The sequence below is a fragment of the Mesorhizobium newzealandense genome (assembly GCF_042682145.1).
GTDB classification, from domain to species: domain Bacteria; phylum Pseudomonadota; class Alphaproteobacteria; order Rhizobiales; family Rhizobiaceae; genus Mesorhizobium; species Mesorhizobium newzealandense.
The window spans coordinates 90,724-107,161 of sequence record NZ_JBHUGZ010000008.1; the positions used below are offsets into that span (position 1 = coordinate 90,724).

Genomic DNA, 16,438 nt, shown 5'->3' on the forward strand with positions numbered 1-16,438 from the left:
ATATTATTTCGACCTTGATAGACTGGCCCCGAACCGTGGTTTCCGCCACGTCGCCGACGACCGGAGCCTCCTCGTCTACCAAAGTACCCCCGCCGGGGAGGTCTCGCTCCGTCAGTATCTCGCCGGTCTTTAAAAGAATTCTCTTGATTCGATATGGCATTTGGCAGTGCCTGCTTTGAGAATTACGGTGACAGTGCACCATTTTTGTTTGGTCGCCTGCCTCGCTTCCAGATTTCACGGTTTTTCCGGTCTGTTCGTCAACCTGGTCCAGAAATGCCTCGCTGCCCAGAGGCCGACCCGATGCCCTTGGCCGACGCGACGCTCAATCTGCGCGCAAGGTGTTCGGGCGAACCGCAAAAAAGTGCACTGTCACCGTAATTCCTTGGCGCGCCCGTTACCGCGCTGCGTCACGTGGTGCGGTAACCGGGAACGGCGATGCGGGCCATGCGGCTAGTCTACATACGGTGAGGGCGGGCGGACATGAAAAAGTGCACTGTCACCGTAATTCCAGTCAGGCCGGGGGTATGAAAATTTCGGATGGCAGCTTTACAAACATCTCTCTACCGACAACATTTTTTTAATATAGTTATGATCTAGCGACAGATCGCCGCTCTCGTAAACGCCCTTTATCACCTTTACTCCGTCGATTCCAACTGTAACCATCGCTAACGAGAAAGTGTTAAGTATAACTCCAACTCTATCTCTAAACATTTCTGCTCCATTTATTGTGACAAATGAGTAACATTCGTCATATGATATGCACCCATCTTCCTTCTGAAGCCAATCCGTTCCTGAAGATACTTTCCACCAGCTATTATGTTTTTCTATTGAAATAATATTAGATCCCGCTAGCGATCAAATCGCTCACTAGCCTTGCGATTAGATTTTCTGGAATGTACTTTTCTCCGATATGTATCCTTGGATTGCTGGCTATATGTCCGAGCGCGTCCGTTATTAAGTTCACGTTAGATTCTGAATACGATTTGGCCACCGGACGGCTCTACCTATGGATTTCCTGCATATGGCCTCGTGCTTATACCACCAACGACCCTCAATGGAATTACGGTGACGGTGCACCTTTTCTTTTCAGTGCCGGGCCGCTGCAGCGTTGCAACCTCGGTGGCGCCAGCTATGACGTTTCGGGGGCCGGCCGCCACATTACCCGCGGCGATCAGCGAATGTCGGGATCTTTGGATTATCCCGCATTGCACAATTCCCTCGCTTGGTGACAATGCAGGGCATGGTTCGAACCGCACTCGCCGTCCTGGTGATCGATGAAAACCGCATCCGCGCCGCGATCATCGAGGCGGGGTTGCGGGAGGCCGGCCATGAGCGGGTCACGGTCGTCCATGACGTGACCGGCATTGCGCGGCGCATCGCCGAGATCCAGCCCGACGTCATCGTCATCGATCTCGAAAATCCGAACCGCGACATGCTGGAAAACATGTTCCAGCTGTCGCGCGCAGTGAAGCGGCCGATCGCCATGTTCGTCGACCGCTCCGACCAGGCCTCGATCGAGGCGGCGGTCGATGCCGGCGTTTCGGCCTATGTCGTCGACGGCTTGCGGCAGGAGCGCGTCAAGCCGATCCTCGACATGGCGGTCAGCCGTTTCAACGCCTTTTCGCGCATGGCGCGCGAACTGGAGGAGGCGCGCAGCGAGCTCGAGAGCCGCAAGGTGATCGATCGCGCCAAGGGCATCCTGATGAAGTCGCGCGGCCTGAGCGAAGAGGCCGCCTACACGCTGCTGCGCAAGACGGCGATGAACCAGAACCGCAAGATCAGCGACATCGCCCAGAGCCTGGTGACCGCCGCCGGACTGCTGGGACCGGCGGAGGACGAATGAGCATGGGCGCCAGGCATCAGATCACCGCCGGCTTCATGCCGCTGTTCGACAGCGCCGTGCTGGTCGCGGCCGGCGAGCTTGGTTTCGCCGCACGCGAAGGCATCGACCTGACGCTGCACCGCGAGACGTCCTGGGCCAACATCCGCGACCGCATCGCCATCGGCCACTTCCATCTCGCGCATATGCTGGGACCGATGCCGCTCGCCTGCAATCTCGGGCTGACGCCGCTCGCCTCCGAGACCATCGTGCCGTTCTCTCTCGGTCTCGGCGGCAATTGCGTCACCATTTCCAACGCCGTCTGGGCCGGCATGGCAGCGCATGGCGCCGAGCCCGATCTCGATCCGGCGCGCGCCGGTGCCGCACTTGGCGCGCTCATCCGTGAGCGGGCGGTGGCCGGCCACGACCCGCTGCGCTTCGCCGTGGTGCATCCGCATTCCGGGCACAATTACGAACTGCGCTACTGGCTCGCCGCCTGCGGCATCGATCCCCAGCGCGAGATCGAGATCGTCATCGTGCCGCCGCCCTTCATGGCCGACGCGCTGGCCGCTGGGCGCATCGACGGCTACTGCGTCGGCGAGCCCTGGAACAGCGCCTCGGTTGCCGCCGGCACCGGCCACATCGTCACCGTCAAGGCACTGTTGTGGCGCAACAGCCCGGAGAAGGTGATCGGCGTGCGCAAGGCGTGGGCCGAGCAGAACCCCGAGGCGCTTGCGGCGCTGCTGCGCGCGCTGCACCACTCGGCGCGCTGGTGCCAGGATCCGGCCAACCACGGCGAACTGGCGGCGGTGATGGCACAGCCCGGCTTCCTCGGCCTGCCGCCGGCGGTCCAGATGCCGATCTTGACGGGACGCCTCGAGTTGGGCGGTGGCGCCGAGCGGACCATCGACGACTTCTTCCTGCCCTTCGACAAGGCGGCGAACTTTCCCTGGAAGAGCCATGCGCTGTGGTTCTACACGCAGATGGTGCGCTGGGGGCATGTCGAACACACGCCGGACAATCTCGCCATCGCCCGCGACTGCTACCGTCCCGACCTCTACCGTTCGGCGCTGAAGCCGCTTGGCGTCGCACTTCCCGGCGCCAATGCCAAGGTCGAGGGCGCACTGAAGGCCGCGACTCCGGTCGGTTCGGCGGGGGCAAGCCTGGTGCTCGGTCCCGACGGTTTCTTCGACGGCCAGATCTTCGATCCCGACGAGATCGACGCCTACATCGCGCATCAGAAATCGGCCCGCGCGGAAGCCTGATCATTTCCGCGCCATTCTTGTGCATTGCACAAAAATTGTGCGTGCATCTGCGCTAATGAACAATCTTTGGCTTGCTCGCCCGGCCGGCCGGCGCACTGACGATTGTGACATGTCGTTGATCTCATTGATGTTTGTCATCCACTACGAAACTGGCACGGTTCCTGCTTTGCAATAAGCAGACTCTTCTCGGGGTCACGGAACAGGCGTCCAATGGCGGGCGCAACAGGCAAAGCTGCCGCTCAGGTCAACACGCGATCCCGGATGGACGGACGCGCGCGGCCTGGCCGGCGGCTTTTTTGTTTTGACCGAACACGCAATCGACGGCGCTGATCCCAAGCAGTGCCCAACGGGAGACGACGATGACGAAACGGATCGGAACTGGAACGACACTCAAGGACATGACGCGCCGCGATTTCCTCGCCAGCAGCGCGCTGACGGCGGGGCTGTTCATGGCGGCCCGCAAGCTCTTCCCCTCTGGCGCCTATGCCGCCACGACCGCGCCGGAGGTCACCGGCGCCAAGCTCGGCTTCATCGCGTTGACCGATGCCGCACCGCTGATGATCGCCAAGGAGAAGGGCCTGTTCGCCAAATACGGCATGCCCGATGTCGAGGTGCTCAAGCAGGCTTCCTGGGGCGCGACGCGCGACAATCTGATGCTCGGGGGTGCTGCCAACGGCATCGACGGCGCGCATATCCTGACGCCGCTGCCCTACCTGATGCACACCGGCAAGGTGACGCAGAACAATCAACCGATGCCAATGGCGATTGTGGCGCGGCTCAACTACGACTGCCAGGGCATTTCGGTCGCCCAGGAATATGCCGGCACCGGCGTCGGCCTCGATGCCTCGAAGCTGAAGGACGCCTTCGCCGCCAAGAAGGCGGCCGGCAAGGACATCAAGGCCGCCATGACCTTCCCGGGCGGCACCCATGATTTGTGGCTGCGCTACTGGCTGGCCGCCGGCGGCATCGATCCCGACAAGGATGTCTCGACCATCGTCGTGCCGCCGCCGCAGATGGTGGCCAATATGAAGGTCGGCAACATGGACGTGTTCTGTGTCGGCGAGCCGTGGAACGAGCAACTCGTGCACCAGGGCGTCGGCTTCACCGCCGCCACGACCGGCGAATTGTGGAAGGGCCACCCCGAAAAGGCGCTCGGCCTGCGCGCCGAATTCATCGACAAATACCCGAACGCCACCAAGGCGATCCTGATGGCCGTCATGGAAGCCCAGCAATGGTGCGAGGCTCGCGAGAACAAGGACGAGATGGCCGCGATCATCGGCAAGCGGCAATGGATGAACGTGCCTGTCGCCGACATCATCGGCCGCCTCAAGGGCGACATCAACTACGGCAATGGCCGCGTCGCCACCGGCACCGATCTCTACATGAAGTTCTGGAAGGGCGGCGTGTCCTACCCGTTCAAGAGCCATGACTCGTGGTTCCTTGCCGAGAACATCCGCTGGGGCAAGTTCGCGCCGACCACCGACATCAAGGCGCTGGTCGGTCAGGTCAACCGCGAGGATCTTTGGCGCGAGGCGGCCAAGGACCTCGGGGTCGCGGCCGCCGATATCCCGGCGTCCTCGTCGCGCGGCATCGAGACCTTCTTCGACGGCAAGATCTTCGATCCGGCCAACCCGTCCGCCTATCTCGACAGCCTGAAAATCAAGGCCTCGGCATAGAAGACGGCAAGCGGCGCCCATGGCGCCGCTTGCCGCCTTCAATTCCGATCCAGGACCTGCCCCACGGAGTTTTTCCCAGACATGTCGATCCAGACAATCGAGGACACAAAGGTGAAAGCGTTCCCGGCCAAGCCAGCGGAGGTCATCGCCTTCACCGCCAAGGCGCGGCGCCGCTTCGATCCGATCGTGATCGCCGGCAAGCTGGCCAGTGCGCTGGTGCCGCCGGCCATCGTCATCGCCCTCATGCTGATCGTCTGGCAGATCGCCTGCTCGTCGCCGACCGCCAGCCTGCCGCCGCCGAGTCAGGTGTGGAACGAGGCCTACGACCTGATCGCGCATCCGTTCTTCAACAATGGCCCGCAGGATATCGGGCTGGCCTGGCGGGTGCTGATCTCGCTGCAGCGCGTCGCCATCGGCTTTGGCCTGGCGGCGATCGTCGGCGTCGCGCTCGGCGCGCTGGTTGGCCAGTCGATCTGGGCGATGCGCGGTCTCGACCCGGTGTTCCAGATCCTGCGCACCGTGCCGCCGCTGGCCTGGCTGCCGCTGTCGCTGGCGGCGTTCCGCGATTCCAGCCCGTCGGCGCTGTTCGTCATCTTCATCACCTCGATCTGGCCGATCATCATCAACACCGCCGTCGGCGTGCGCAACATCCCCGAGGATTACCGCAACGTCTCGCGTATCCTGCGGCTCAACCAGTTCGAATTCTTCGCCAAGATCATGGTGCCGGCGGCGGCGCCCTACATCTTCACCGGCTTGCGGATCGGCATCGGCCTGTCCTGGCTCGCCATCGTCGCCGCCGAAATGCTGACCGGCGGCGTTGGCATCGGCTTCTTCATCTGGGACGCGTGGAACTCGTCGCGGCTGCCCGATATCATCGTCGCGCTCGCCTATATCGGCGTCACCGGCTTCTGCCTCGACCGCCTGGTCGCGGCGGTCGGCGCCTTCGTCACCCGCGGCACAACGGCAAAGTGAGGAGAGGGCGATGACGGCCTATCTGAAACTCGATCATATCGACAAAACCTTTGCCCGCGGCAACCAGGTCAGCGAGGTGTTGAAAGACATAAGGCTGACCATCGACAAGGGCGAATTCGTCTCCATCATCGGTCATTCCGGCTGCGGCAAGTCGACCTTGCTCAATTTGATCGCCGGCCTGACCAAGGTTTCCGCCGGCGCCGTTCTGCTCGAGGACAAGGAGGTCGACAGCCCCGGACCCGAACGCGCCGTGGTGTTCCAGAACCACAGCCTTTTGCCGTGGCTGACCGTCTACGAGAACATCAACCTGGCGGTGTCGAAAGTCTTCGGCCGCAGCAAAAGCAAGACCGAGCGGCATGACTGGATCATGCGCAATCTCGACCTCGTGCAGATGGCGCATGCCAGGGACAAGCGCCCGGCGGAAATCTCGGGCGGCATGAAGCAGCGCGTCGGCATTGCCCGGGCGCTGGCCATGGAGCCTAAGATCCTGCTGCTCGACGAGCCGTTCGGCGCGCTCGACGCACTGACGCGCGCCCATCTGCAGGACGCGGTGATGGACATCCATTCCAGGCTCGGCTCGACGACGATCATGATCACCCACGATGTCGACGAGGCGGTGCTGCTCTCCGACCGCATCGTCATGATGACCAACGGTCCGGCGGCAACCATCGGCGAGGTGCTTGCGGTGCCACTCGCCCGCCCACGCCGGCGCGTCGAACTCTCCTCGGACCGCACCTTCCTGCGCTGCCGCGAGGCGGTGCTGAAGTTCCTCTACGAACGCCACCGCTTCGTCGAAGCCGCGGAGTAAGGCTGTGACCGAAAAACTCGTCATCACCGGCAATTGGCAATCTGCATCGGCAATGGGCAGTCTACCGCATTGCACAAATATTATGCTGCTGTGCAAGGCATTCTGACTAATCTTTGATCCGCTGCAGGGCTTGGTCGAAAGTCGCGCGGCTGCGGTTCACATTGATTTCATTCGATAATTCAGAGCGCTGTCGAATTGGCACGCTTCCTGCTTTTGAGAATGTAGGTCCGTAGGGCCAAGTGACACGGCGTCCAATGGCGGGCGCCACAGGCAAAGCTGCCGCTCAGGTCAATACGCGATCCCGGATGGACGGACGCGTGCGACCTGACCGGCAGCTTTTTTGTTTTGACCGAACACGCAATCGACGGCGCTGGTCCCAAGCGGCGCCCAACCGGGAGACGACGATGACGAAACGGATCGGAACTGGCGCGTCCCTCGCGGACTTCACGCGCCGCGATTTTCTGACCAGCAGCGCGCTGACGGCAGCGCTGTTCACCGCCGCGCTCCTCCTCTTTCCCGCAGGCGCCAAGACTGACGGCAAGGGTCCCGAAGTGATCGCGCAAAGGTCGGTTTCAACCATTTCGCCGATGCCGCGCCGCTGACGGTCGCGAACGAACAGACAAGGGCGGCGCCTCCCACGCCGCAATCCGGAGCCTGACAATGACTGCAAATCTTTCAGCCGCGCCGAGCCAGGACAATGCTTCCCGGCAGGCGCTCACGATGTCCACCATCGCCTTCACCGTCTGCTTCGCCGTGTGGACGATCTTTTCAATCATCGGCGTGCGCATAAAGCAGGAGCTGGGGCTGAACGAGACGGAGTTCGGCCTGCTCGTCGGCACGCCAATCCTTACCGGCTCGCTCGTGCGTATGGTGCTCGGCATCTGGACCGACCGGTACGGCGGACGGCTGGTCTACACGGCGACCATGCTTGCAGCGGCGGTCGCGACCTTTCTGCTCGCTTTTGCGCATACCTATGGGCAGATGCTGATCGCCGCGCTCGGCGTCGGGCTCGCCGGCGGCGCCTTCGCCGTTGGTGTCGCCTATGTCTCGCGCTTCTTCCCCGCCGGCAAGCAAGGAACGGCTCTCGGCATTTTCGGCGTCGGCAATGTCGGCGCCGCGGTCACCAAGTTCCTGGCACCGTTCGTTCTTCTCGCCTGGGGCTGGCAGTCGGTTGCGCAGATCTGGGCAGCCGCGCTCGTCGTCATGGCCGTCGTTTTCTGGTTCACGACCGGCGACGATCCGGTCATCCGTGAGCGCCGCGCGGGCAAGGTCGCACCGCCGAGAAGCTTCTGGCAGGAATTCGCGCCGCTCAAGAACCTGCAGGTCTGGCGCTTCGCCTTCTATTATTTCTTCGCCTTCGGTGCGTTCGTGGCGCTATCGCTGTGGTTGCCGCGCTATCTGATCGGTGTCTACGGCTTCGGGCTCGCGACCGCCGGCATGATCGGCGCAGCCTATTCGATCCCGGCAAGTGTCTTCCGTGCTTATGGCGGCGTGCTTTCCGATCGGATCGGCGCTCGCACAGTGCTCTATTGGACCTTCGCGGTGTCGGCCGTGGCCACGCTGATCCTGTCGCTGCCCCCCGCGGACTATGTCGTTCACGGCGCCAGCGGACCGATCGCCTTCCACTTCGCCATCGGGCCGGTTGCCTTCATCGCCGTCGCCAGCGTCCTCGGCTTCTTCATGAGCCTCGGCAAGGCTGCCGTCTACAAGCACATCCCGGCCTACTATCCGGGTAGCGTTGGCGCGGTCGGCGGCCTTGTCGGCATGATCGGCGGGCTCGGTGGCTTTGTGCTGCCGATCGCCTTCGGCGCGCTGAACGATCTCACGGGCCTGTGGTCGAGCTGCTTCATGCTGCTTTTCGTGATCGTCGTCGCCGGCTTTGCCTGGATGCACTTCAGCATCCGGCGGATGGAGCGCGTGGCGGCTGCCGAAGCTCCAGCCCTTTCCTACGCGGCTGAGTGAGACAGGAGCGGATCAGGACCATGACCGAAAAACTCGTCATCATCGGCAATGGCATGGCCCCCGGGCGCATGCTGGAGCATCTCCTGGAAAAGGCGCCCGGCCGCTACCAGGTCACCATCTTCAACGCCGAGCCCAGGGTGAACTACGACCGCATCATGCTGTCGCCGGTGTTGTCGGGTGAAAAGGCCTATGAGGAAATCATCATCCATGGTGACGGCTGGTACATCAAGCATGGCATCACCCTCTACAAGGGCCACAAGATCGTCGCCATCGACCGGGCGGCGAAGACCGTCACCTCCGATCATGGCGTGACCGAGCCTTACGACAAGCTGGTCATCGCCACCGGCTCGGTGCCGTTCATCATCCCGGTGCCCGGCCACAATCTGCCGGGCGTGCTGACCTATCGCGATCTGGACGATGTCCAGGCGATGATGCTGGCGGCCCAGTCGCGGGCCAAGGCGGTGGTCATCGGCGGTGGCCTGCTCGGGCTCGAGGCCGCAGCCGGTTTGAATTCGCAAGGCATGGACGTCACCGTTCTGCATGTCATGCCGACGCTGATGGAGCGCCAGCTCGATCCAGCCGCAGGTTATCTCCTGCAGCGCGCGGTGGAGCAGCGCGGCATCAAGGTCATCACCAAGGCCAACACGCAGGCGATCACCGGCAACGGCAAGGTCGAGCAAATTGAGCTCGCTGACGGCACAGTCATCCCGGCGACGCTGGTGGTGATGGCCGTCGGCATCAGGCCGAACGCGGCGCTGGCGAAGGAGGCCGGCATTGCCGTCAATCGCGGCATCGTCGTCGACGCCGGCATGCGCAGCAACGATCCCGATATCTACGCGCTCGGTGAGTGCGCCGAGGTCAATGGCCAGGTCTATGGGCTGGTCGCGCCGCTCTACGAAATGGCGCGCGTCGCCGCCAGCCAGCTTGCCGGCGACGGGGCTGCCGCCTTCGTGCATTCGGACACGCCGACCAAGCTCAAGGTCACCGGCATCGACCTGTTCTCGCTCGGCGACTTCGCAGAGGGCGAGGACCGCCAGGAGATCGTGCTGCGCGACGCGGCGGCCGGCGTCTACAAGCGGCTGGTGCTGAAGGACGACCGCATCATCGGCACCGTGCTCTACGGCGAGACGGCCGACGGCGCCTGGTTCAACGATCTCAAGAAGAAGCAGACCGACATATCGGAGATGCGCGACACGCTCATCTTCGGCCAGTCCTACCAGGGGGGTGCCCCGCTGGACCCTATGGCGGCCGTTGCAGCCTTGCCGGATGATGCGGAAATCTGCGGCTGCAACGGCGTATGCAAGGGCAAGATCACTGGCGTGATCACGGCCAAGGGGCTGACCTCGCTCGACGATGTGCGCGCTCACACCAAGGCCTCGGCCTCCTGCGGCTCCTGCACCGGGCTAGTCGAGAAGCTGATGGTGCTGACCATCGGCGACAAGTACAACCCGGCCGCCGTGCAGCCGATGTGCGGCTGCACAACGCTCGGCCATGACGAAGTGCGCCGCCTGATCATGGCCAAGCACCTGAAGACCATTCCGGCGGTCATGCAGGAACTGGAATGGACGACCTCCTGCGGCTGCGCCAAATGCCGGCCGGCGCTCAACTACTATCTCGTCTGCGACTGGCCGGACGACTATGCCGACGACTACCAGTCGCGCTTCATCAACGAGCGCGTCCACGCCAACATCCAGAAGGACGGCACCTATTCGGTGGTGCCGCGCATGTGGGGCGGCGTTACCAACGCCGCCGAACTGCGCGCCATCGCCGATGTCGTCGACAAGTTCGAGATCCCGATGGTCAAGGTCACCGGCGGTCAGCGCATCGACATGCTCGGTATCCGCAAGGAAGACCTGCCGGCGGTGTGGGCCGATCTCGGCCAGGCCGGCTTCGTCTCCGGCCATGCCTATGCCAAGGGCCTGCGCACCGTGAAGACCTGCGTCGGCTCGGACTGGTGCCGCTTCGGCACGCAGGATTCGACGGGCCTCGGCATCCGCATCGAAAAATTCATGTGGGGCTCGTGGACCCCGGCCAAGGTCAAGATGGCGGTGTCCGGTTGCCCGAGGAACTGCGCCGAGGCGACCTGCAAGGATGTCGGCGTCATCTGCGTCGACAGTGGCTACGAGATCCATTTCGCCGGGGCGGCCGGCCTCGACATCAAGGGCACCGAAGTGCTCGGCCTGGTCAGGACCGAGGACGAGGCACTGGAGCATATCGTGGCGTTGACGCAGATGTATCGCGAGCAGGGCCGCTATCTCGAGCGCATCTACAAATGGGCCAAGCGCATCGGGATCCCCGAGATCAAGCGCCAGATCATGGACGATGGCGAGAAGCGCAAGGCGTATTTCGACCGCTTCGTCTTCAGCCAGAAATTCGCTCAGGTCGACCCGTGGTCGGAACGCGTGTCCGGCAAGGACAAGCACGAGTTCCGGCCGATGGCCTCGGTCGGGTTTGCGCAGGCGGCGGAGTAGGCGCGTGTTCCCGAAAAGTGGAAACCGGTCTTCGGTCAAGAACACGCGCAAATAGGGATGGAACAGATGAACTGGGTATCGATAGGCTCGCTGTCAGACATCCCCCGCCGTGGCGCGCGCTGCGTCGACACGCCGGAAGGCAAGATCGCCATCTTCCGCACCGCCGACGACCAGGTCTATGCCATCGACGATCATTGCCCGCACAAGGGCGGGCCGCTCAGCCAGGGCATCGTGCACGGCACGGCGGTGACCTGCCCCTTGCACAGTTGGGTGATTTCGCTGGAGACTGGCAAGGCACTGGGCGCCGACGAGGGCGCGGTGCGTACCATTCCGGTGCGGGTCGAGGGCGAGCGTCTGTTCATTGCGCTTGAAGCGCTGGCCAGCCGCGCGGCCTGAACCATGGAGATTGACGAAGCGCGCGAGGTGAGGACCACCTGCCCCTATTGCGGGGTAGGCTGCGGCGTGCTGGCGAAGGTCGCCGCGGACGGGCAAGTGTCCGTCCGTGGCGACCCCGACCATCCGGCGAATTTCGGCCGGCTCTGCTCCAAGGGTTCGGCCCTGGCCGAGACCATCGATCTCGACGGCAGGCTGCTCTATCCCGAGATCCACGACCGCCGCGCCGGCTGGGACGAGGCGCTCGACCTCGTCGCCTCGACCTTCTCGCAAACCATCGCCGAGCACGGCCCCGATGCCGTCGCCTTCTACGTTTCCGGCCAGTTGCTGACCGAGGATTATTACGTCGCCAACAAGCTGATGAAAGGTTTTGTCGGCTCGGCCAACATCGACACCAATTCGCGCCTGTGCATGGCCTCGTCGGTCGCCGGCCACCGCCGTGCCTTCGGCTCCGACACCGTACCGGGAACGTACGAGGATCTGGAGCTTGCCGACCTGATCGTGCTGGTCGGCTCCAATCTCGCCTGGTGCCATCCCGTGCTCTACCAGCGCATCGTGGCGGCCCGGGAAAAGCGGCCGGAGATGAAGATCGTGCTGGTCGATCCTCGCCGCACCATGACCGCCGACATCGCCGACATGCATCTGGCGATCGCGCCCGATGGCGACGTCGCGCTGTTCACCGGGCTGCTCGCCTATCTCGGCCAGCACAACGCGCTGGACCGCGCCTATATCACGGCGCACACGACCGGTTTCGGGCAAGCGCTTTTCGCCGCATCGGCGCTCGACCTTGCCAGCGTCGCCGCTGCCACGGGCCTCACCGAGGACGAGCTTGGCCGTTTCTACAGCCTGTTCGCCGCGACCTCCAAGACCGTGACGGTCTACAGCCAGGGGGTGAACCAGTCGTCGTCGGGCACCGACAAGGTCAACGCCATCATCAACTGCCATCTCGCCACCGGCCGCGTCGGCAGGCCGGGGGCAGGGCCGTTTTCTGTGACCGGCCAGCCCAATGCCATGGGCGGCCGCGAGGTCGGCGGCATGGCCAACATGCTGGCCGCCCATATGGAGATCGAAAATCCAGAACATCGCAAGCGCGTGCAGCGCTTCTGGACTGCGCCGGCCATTGCCGAAAGGCCCGGCCTGAAGGCGGTCGAGATGTTCCAGGCGGTCGCCGACGGACGCATCAAGGCGCTGTGGATCATGGCCACCAATCCGGTCGATTCGATGCCGGATGCCGATGCCGTCGAAGCGGCGATCAAGGCCTGTCCGTTCGTCGTGGTGTCGGACGTGCTGGCCAGGACCGACACCGTCCGCCACGCCCATATCCGGCTGCCCGCCGCCGCCTGGGGCGAGAAGGACGGCACCGTCACCAATTCGGAGCGCCGCATCTCGCGCCAGCGCGCGTTCCTGGACCTGCCCGGCGAGGCCCGGCCCGACTGGCAGATCGTCGCCGAAGTCGGTAAGCGGATGGGTTTTGGCGAGGCATTTTCGCATGCGACGCCGTCGGAGGTGTTTGCCGAACACGCCGCCCTGTCGGGGTTCGAGAATGACGGCGCGCGGGATTTCGATATTGGTGCCTATGCGGGTGTCGATGCGGAGGGGTATGAGGAATTGGCCCCGTTCCAGTGGCCGGCGCCGGGCCCAGTTCAAGCTGGACGTCAGCCAGAGGAAGGCGGTCAGGCTGGACATAGGCCTTCCAGCATCCGTTTCTTCGCCGACGGCAATTTCTACACGCCCGACCGCAAGGCGCGCTTCATCACCATTCGCCCCACCGTCGAGACCCGTACCAGCCCGGACTATCCGCTGATCCTCAACACAGGCCGCATCCGCGATCACTGGCACACCATGACGCGGACCGGCAAAAGCCCGCGGCTGTCCCAGCACATTGCCGAGCCTTTCGTCGAAATCCACCCGGCGGATGCACAGCGCTTCGGTATCGGCGACGCCGACATCGTGCGCGTTTCCAGCCCGCGTGGCGACGTGCTGGTGCGCGCGCTGGTGACGGCACGCCAGCGCCAGGGCAGCCTGTTTGCGCCTATGCACTGGACCGATCAGTTCTCGGCAAAGGGCCGGCTCGACGCGCTGACCGCGCCGCTCATCGATCCGGTCTCCGGCCAGCCGGCGCTGAAACATGTCGCCGCCCGCATCGAGAAATTCGCCGCGAAAGCGTTTGGTTTCGCCGTGATGCGGCAGAGGCCGGCGCCTGATACCGCAAGCTACTGGGCCGTGGCCAAGTGCAGGGGTGGCTGGCGAGTCGAGCTTGCCTTTGGAGATGACGACATCGACTGGGCCGGCTTCGCCGGAGCCTTGTTCGGCACGCCGCCGGGGGCCGCCGAAATGCTCGCCTATCATGACCGCGATGCCGGCCAGCATCGCATCGCCGCTTTCGACGGCGATCACCTGTCCGGCGCCTTGTTCGTCGCGCCCGGTCCGGTCGCGGTGTCGCGCGGCTGGGCGGCGGAACAATTGACTGCCGATCATGCCAACCGGCGCGGCAGGCTGGCGATCGTGGCCGGACGGCCGGGCGGGGTCGACGTCGACCGCGGTGCCATCGTCTGCTCCTGTTTCGGCGTCGGCGCCAACCAGATCGCGCAAGCGGTGCGAGGCGGCTGCGCCAGCGTCGAGGCGATCGGCGCGGCCCTGCATGCCGGCACGAATTGCGGCTCTTGCCGTGCCGAAATCCGCGTCATCGTCGACGCACAAATTCTTCAAGCCGCCGAGTGATGAGCGCCAGCGCGTGCCGCGAAGGCGGCGCGCGAACCGCGCCTTGCGGGGATCGAGACGGTCCTGGCCAAATGGGACTGCGCGATGGCACCAGTTGGGCTATGCTGGTGCAAGCGTGCAGCCTCACCGGCGAGCATGAATTGTCTCCAGTCAGGGTCACCCGATGGCAAATCCCCCGCGCCGACCGACAAATCCGATGACGGCGGCGGAAGCCGCCTTCAAGCCAATCAAGAAGCCGGTCGCTGCGGTTCGCGAGCCCTCGGCCGCGCCAGGTGTCAGGGAGCTTGTTTCGATCAGGATCGATCGAGCCGTGCTGGACCATTTCCAGGCGGATGGGCCCGGCTGGCAGGACCGGATCAATGACGCATTGCGGCAGGCAATAGAAGGCAGGCCGGTCGTCACCCGGAACGACGATTAGAGCAATTCCAGGAAAAGTGTGAAACGGTTTTCCGTCCGGAATTGCGTCAAAACAAAGAGATAGAGCGGTTCTGCGTTTCCGTGAAACGATGAACCGATCTAGCTCACGCCGCCTCGAAGTGCAGGATGTAAAGCTTGCGCGTCGGTTCGTGGATCGTCCATTCGCCTTTCCAGCCTTTCGGCAGCACCAGCATTTCGCCAGGGCCGACGTCCTTGCTGCGGCCATCGGGACCATGCAGCGAGACCCGGCCCGATACGATGTGGCAGGTTTCGGAATTGTTGTCGCGCGATGCGGTGAACCGACCGGGCGTACACTCCCAGACGCCGACTTCCAGCGTGCCGTCCGGTGACGTCCACAGTGTCCTCGACGCTTCGAGCTGATCGCCGCTGATCGAGGTCGGCTTGGGCTCGGGCTCGCCGAGATCGATCGAGGCGAGATGGGCGAAGGTCTGGAAGTCGGTCATGGCAGTCTCCGGGCAGGCACTGAAAATGTTTTTCAATCCGATGTGTGGCGTCGCGGGGCTCAATGCCCCGTGATGCGGTCGGCGATGGCCGCCAGTTTCGACGTATGCCGGAGGCCGGCTTCCTCGCGCTCGTCGGCGACGCGGTAGAGCTGATACATCGAGTGGACGCCGAGCCAGCGCATCGGCTCGGGTTCCCATTTGCTGACCTGGCGGTTGACCCAGGGCAGGCGGGTCAGTTCGGTGTCGCGGCGCAGGATGAGGTCGCGCAGCGTCCGGCCGGAAAGGTTGGAGCTCGACACGCCGAGCCCGACATAGCCGCCGGCCCAGCCGATGCCGGTCTCAAGGTCGAGGCCGGCCGTCGTACACCAGTCGCGCGGCACGCCAAGCACGCCGCACCAGGCGTGGTCGATGCGAAGCCCTTTCGTCTGCGGCAGAAGGCGGGTGAGGATCGCGTGCAGGCTTTCGATCGTCGCTTGCTGCGTCTGGCCGCGCACGTCCGTCTGCGATCCGTAGCGATAGGGCACGCCGCGTCCGCCCATGGTGATGCGGCCTTCGCGGGTTCGCTGCGCGTAGCAATAGGCATGAGCGGCGTCGCCCAGGAGTTCGTGGCCCTGCCAGCCGATCTCGTCCCACAGCGATTGCGGCAGCGGCTCGGTGATGATCTGCGCGCTGTTGAGCGGCAGCCAGAGCCGCTCATTGCCTGGAATGCCCGCCGTGAACCCTTCCGTGGCGCGGATGATGACGGCCGCGCGCACCGTGCCGCGATCGGTCGTGACCTTGCCCTTCTCGATAGTCGTCACGGTCGTCTGTTCGTAGATCGGCACACCAAGCCGCTCGACGGCTTCGGACAGGCCGCGCACCAGCTTGGCCGGCTGCACACGCGCGGTGCCGTGGTGGATATAACCGCCAAGCACGTTCCGGATGTCGATGCGGGCCTTGGCCTCCGCCTGGCCGATCAGGCTGACGCGCTCCTGTGGCACGCCCCAGCCGATCGCGTCCGCATAGGCGGCCTTGATCCGCTCCAGCTGCGGCGGGTTGGTGGCAACCGTCAGATTGTCGACGCGGCGGATGTCGGCATCGATGCCTTCGGCCTCGGTCACTGCGATCACTTCGTCGACCGTGCCATGCATGGCGGTTTCCATGTCGATGACGGCGCCGCGCGTCGACGTCTGCAGATATTTCTCGCGCGACCAGCTGAAGCCGCCTGACAGCCAGCCGCCATTGCGGCCGGAAGCGCCGAAGCCGGCGAATTCCCTTTCGACGATGGCGATGTGGATCGAAGGATCGGCCTGCTTCAGATAGTAGGCCGTCCACAGGCCGGTGTAGCCGGCGCCAACGATGCAGACATCGGCTTCGAGGTCGCCCGGAAGCGGCGCGCGATAGGCTGGCAGGCCGCCAATGTCGGCATACCAGAACGAGACGTTGCCGTTGACTTTGGCGTCCATGTCTAAAAATCCTGCGGGGGGAGGG

General features: G+C 64.0%; 13 protein-coding genes. 11 read left to right on the forward strand and 2 right to left on the reverse strand.

Annotated features, from left to right (window positions below; genetic code table 11):
• Positions 1-1,240 precede the first annotated feature (1,240 nt).
• The 11 genes from ACFSOZ_RS13450 to ACFSOZ_RS13500 all read left to right on the forward strand — a co-directional run bounded on the left by ACFSOZ_RS13450 (position 1,241) and on the right by ACFSOZ_RS13500 (position 14,505).
• The gene (locus ACFSOZ_RS13450) at positions 1,241-1,843 is read left to right on the forward strand and encodes an ANTAR domain-containing response regulator (protein WP_379098428.1); all 603 of its coding nucleotides are present in this window, start codon (positions 1,241-1,243) and stop codon (positions 1,841-1,843) included.
• 2 nt (positions 1,844-1,845) lie between these two features.
• Positions 1,846-3,084, forward strand: coding sequence for a CmpA/NrtA family ABC transporter substrate-binding protein (locus ACFSOZ_RS13455; protein WP_379098431.1), 1,239 nt, complete (start codon positions 1,846-1,848; stop codon positions 3,082-3,084).
• 359 nt (positions 3,085-3,443) lie between these two features.
• Positions 3,444-4,760 carry a CmpA/NrtA family ABC transporter substrate-binding protein gene (locus tag ACFSOZ_RS13460; RefSeq protein WP_379098434.1) on the forward strand — a complete coding sequence of 439 codons (1,317 nt, stop codon included), beginning with the start codon at positions 3,444-3,446 and terminating at the stop codon, positions 4,758-4,760.
• An 81-nt stretch (positions 4,761-4,841) separates the two neighbouring features.
• Positions 4,842-5,732 (forward strand): nitrate ABC transporter permease, encoded by an 891-nt coding sequence (gene ntrB, locus ACFSOZ_RS13465; RefSeq protein WP_379098437.1) that lies wholly within the window; start codon positions 4,842-4,844, stop codon positions 5,730-5,732.
• A 10-nt stretch (positions 5,733-5,742) separates the two neighbouring features.
• Positions 5,743-6,540, forward strand: a complete 798-nt coding sequence (locus tag ACFSOZ_RS13470) for an ABC transporter ATP-binding protein (RefSeq protein ID WP_379098440.1) — start codon at positions 5,743-5,745, stop codon at positions 6,538-6,540.
• A gap of 404 nt (positions 6,541-6,944) precedes the next feature.
• Positions 6,945-7,142 (forward strand): twin-arginine translocation signal domain-containing protein, encoded by a 198-nt coding sequence (locus tag ACFSOZ_RS13475; protein WP_379098443.1) that lies wholly within the window; start codon positions 6,945-6,947, stop codon positions 7,140-7,142.
• 58 nt (positions 7,143-7,200) lie between these two features.
• Entirely contained in the window at positions 7,201-8,502 is a 1,302-nt protein-coding gene (locus tag ACFSOZ_RS13480; protein ID WP_379098446.1) for an MFS transporter, read from the forward strand.
• A gap of 20 nt (positions 8,503-8,522) precedes the next feature.
• A complete protein-coding gene (gene nirB, locus ACFSOZ_RS13485; protein WP_379098449.1) occupies positions 8,523-10,973 on the forward strand; it encodes a nitrite reductase large subunit NirB in 2,451 nt (816 codons plus the stop codon).
• 66 nt (positions 10,974-11,039) lie between these two features.
• Positions 11,040-11,369: a nitrite reductase small subunit NirD gene (gene nirD, locus ACFSOZ_RS13490; RefSeq protein WP_379098451.1), complete on the forward strand. Its 330-nt coding sequence runs from the start codon at positions 11,040-11,042 to the stop codon at positions 11,367-11,369.
• Positions 11,370-11,372: 3 nt separating this feature from the next.
• On the forward strand, positions 11,373-14,087 hold the full coding sequence (locus tag ACFSOZ_RS13495) for a nitrate reductase (RefSeq protein WP_379098454.1): 2,715 nt from the start codon (positions 11,373-11,375) through the stop codon (positions 14,085-14,087).
• A 163-nt stretch (positions 14,088-14,250) separates the two neighbouring features.
• Positions 14,251-14,505 carry a BrnA antitoxin family protein gene (locus ACFSOZ_RS13500; protein ID WP_379098457.1) on the forward strand — a complete coding sequence of 85 codons (255 nt, stop codon included), beginning with the start codon at positions 14,251-14,253 and terminating at the stop codon, positions 14,503-14,505.
• A 103-nt stretch (positions 14,506-14,608) separates the two neighbouring features.
• Here ACFSOZ_RS13500 and ACFSOZ_RS13505 read toward each other — a convergent pair whose 3' ends face one another.
• The gene (locus tag ACFSOZ_RS13505) at positions 14,609-14,968 is read right to left on the reverse strand and encodes a cupin domain-containing protein (RefSeq protein ID WP_379098460.1); all 360 of its coding nucleotides are present in this window, start codon (positions 14,966-14,968) and stop codon (positions 14,609-14,611) included.
• 59 nt (positions 14,969-15,027) lie between these two features.
• A complete protein-coding gene (locus ACFSOZ_RS13510; RefSeq protein WP_379098463.1) occupies positions 15,028-16,413 on the reverse strand; it encodes an NAD(P)/FAD-dependent oxidoreductase in 1,386 nt (461 codons plus the stop codon).
• Between the last annotated feature and the right edge of the window lie 25 nt (positions 16,414-16,438).